Source organism: Planktothrix sp. FACHB-1355 (assembly GCF_014748295.1).
GTDB classification, from domain to species: domain Bacteria; phylum Cyanobacteriota; class Cyanobacteriia; order Cyanobacteriales; family Aerosakkonemataceae; genus Aerosakkonema; species Aerosakkonema funiforme_A.
The window spans coordinates 1-2,530 of sequence record NZ_JACJUP010001040.1; the positions used below are offsets into that span (position 1 = coordinate 1).

The following is a 2,530-nucleotide window of genomic DNA, read 5'->3' on the forward strand; positions in this document are numbered from 1 at the left end:
AACCAGCTACAATCAAGCCAATACCTGTTATCCAAATCTGCCTTTCTACCCAGAAAGCGAGAAACAAACAAGCTGCCAAACCCATCCAGGCTAAATATTTAGGATAAAGCCGTTCTTGGGTTGGCAGCTGCAACGCTGCTAAATTAGTAATCGCGTAATAAATCAAAACCGTAAAAGCGCTAAACGACCAGGTGGTTTTGACATCTCCAATTAAAACTAAACTTGCGATCGCAATTCCCACCAACAACACAGCCGCATAGGGTGTCGTCCCACCCCGATCCAAATTTGCTAAGATTCCCGGCAAATCTCCCCGCCTTCCCATTGCCAACACTACGCGGGACAAACCGAGAATCAAGTTCAGCAATACACCCAGCATCGCCGTCATGGCACCCACTGCTAAGATCTGCGTAGCTCCCGGAATGCCAAAACTGCGAGCTGCCACTTCCAACGGTGCAGTTACCCCACCCAGTTTATCCGCACCCGCCGCGAGTACGGCAACTATTGCCACCGCAGTATAAAGCAGCATCGTTATCGCCATCGCCACAATAATTGCTTTGGGAATAGTGCGGCGCGGGTCTTTTGCTTCCTCTCCCATTGTGGCGATGCGTCCGTATCCGGTATAGGCAACAAACATCAAAGCGCTGGCGTGGAGAACTGTCGAAATAGAACCTTTGAAAAAAGGAGTGACATTATTTACACCAGTAGTTGTTACTTTTGGCAATCCTGCCAGAATAAAGAAACCCAAAGATAGCAGGGTTACTGAGACAATAATAATATTGACAAGATTCGATCGCTTAATGCCGCTAAGTACTATTAAAGTAAAAAAAAGCACAGCTGTCAGAGCGATCGGTACCAAAAAGCGAGAAGATGGGAGTGCGTTCGCGACAGCGATGCGTAGCATTATCGCATTTTGCAAATAGCCAGCAAAACCCAAAGCCGCAGTTGCCGCAGAAGCAGTCTTTGCGACCAGAAACATCCAACCCGCCGTGAAACCCAACCAAGGCGTGAGATACTTGTAACCGTACTCGTAACTGCCGCCGCTGACTGGATGACTGGCAGCTAACTGGGCACTGTTGAGAGCATTAAAAGTCGCCACAAAAGCACCGATTATCACCGCCAGAATTACCGCTGGGCCAGCAATACCCGCCGCCACACCGATACTGACAAATACCCCTGTGCCAATAATCGAGCCCAGACCCATCATAGTAGCGCCCAAAACGCCCAATTCTCGTTGTAGCTGCGGTGGTACGGGTGTCGAATTTGACATATAACTAGGGGTTAGGGACTAGGGGCTAGGGGTTAGGGGAAGAAGCTAGTTTGTAGGTTGGGTTTCGTACCTCAACCCAACTTACAAATTAACTATATTTAACCGACACCGGGGAAATGTTCGATTTGAGCGTAGCCGCTGAAGAGCAACTTTTTGCCTTGAGTTTCCAAGCGGTTGATTCGCATCGTTACGCCGTCGAGGTCGAAGCGATCGAGATCTACCATATTATCCAACACTTCAGCCAGCGCCTTTGCCAAAGTTTGAGAAGTTTCTCGCAACTCTTCCGGTACGCCATCTGGGTGAAACTGGGGGTCTTTAAAAGTAATGCGGCGACGACGTTCGACGCCTAGCGTCATCGTCATGCTAATCGGTACTGTACCGCGCTCCGGTAGCTCCGCTTTAGCAAACAGCCGAATGCGATTACCGTTCTCCAGTTGCAGCTGCACTTCTGTAAAAGAAACCGATTCTCCCCCCGTCAGATCGTTTAAGGAGTCGATAGAAAGATTTTGCAGGCGCTTTCTCACCAGTTCTGCTTTAAAAGCTTGATTTATACCTTCTTCCGATAAGGTAACTAAAGCGATCGCTTGCGTGGGTTGCTTCAGCGTAATCTTTCCTTTCAAAATCGAGCTGAAGTCCAGAGATACCGCATCCGTCTCGAACGACATCTCTTCAACCGGGAAATCCCTGCGAATTACCAAGCCGCGACCGCTCATCTTAAAGCTGTCGATGCTCCCTTGCAACAGTTTGCTGGAGGGCGAGCAGCGCACAGAGACCTCCACAGACTCGCTCTTAGTGAACAAGTGGCGGATGGATTGGCTGGCGACAGTGTTGAGCATCCGCTCACCCCAATCGCCACCACCAGGATTAGTAAAACCAGTCAGACCACCTAACATAAAGTTTTGTGTCTATAGAAAGTCTTTCTCCGTTGTAACAAAATGTGAAAAACTCAGCAATCCATTGCCGAATTAGCAAAAATTATGGTATGTATTCCCAAATACTTATAGTTAATGCTTGAGAGTCGATCGACCTAGAGAGGATGTCAGCCTGTAAGCCTTACCGGTTAAGGATATCAGCGATCGGCGCAGACACCATTTGTTTGAATTTTAGTTTCAATTTTGACAACGAGCCTGTCAAAAGCTGTACGTAAAAGCTAAATTAGCGGTAATATTTCAATTTTTAATTTTTTCATCTCTCATGTTTTAATCCCTCATCCGGATGAGGATAGGGCCGATCGAACCCGCTAGGCCAAAACTGCAATCGGAT

Annotated in this window: 2 protein-coding genes; both read right to left on the bottom strand. The window is 47.9% G+C overall.

Features of this window, described 5'->3' with window-relative positions:
- Positions 1-1,267 (bottom strand): amino acid permease (locus H6S82_RS28680; RefSeq protein WP_191057134.1); only part of this gene is annotated, 1,267 nt, incomplete at its 3' end.
- A gap of 98 nt (positions 1,268-1,365) precedes the next feature.
- Entirely contained in the window at positions 1,366-2,160 is a 795-nt protein-coding gene (locus H6S82_RS28685; RefSeq protein WP_190475333.1) for a DUF2993 domain-containing protein, read from the bottom strand.
- Positions 2,161-2,530: the final 370 nt, after the last annotated feature.

Coding starts and splice junctions, on each gene's coding strand:
- H6S82_RS28685 (WP_190475333.1), bottom strand. CDS start 2,160: ATGTTAGGTGGTCTGACTGGTTTTACTAATCCTGGTGGTGGCGATTGG.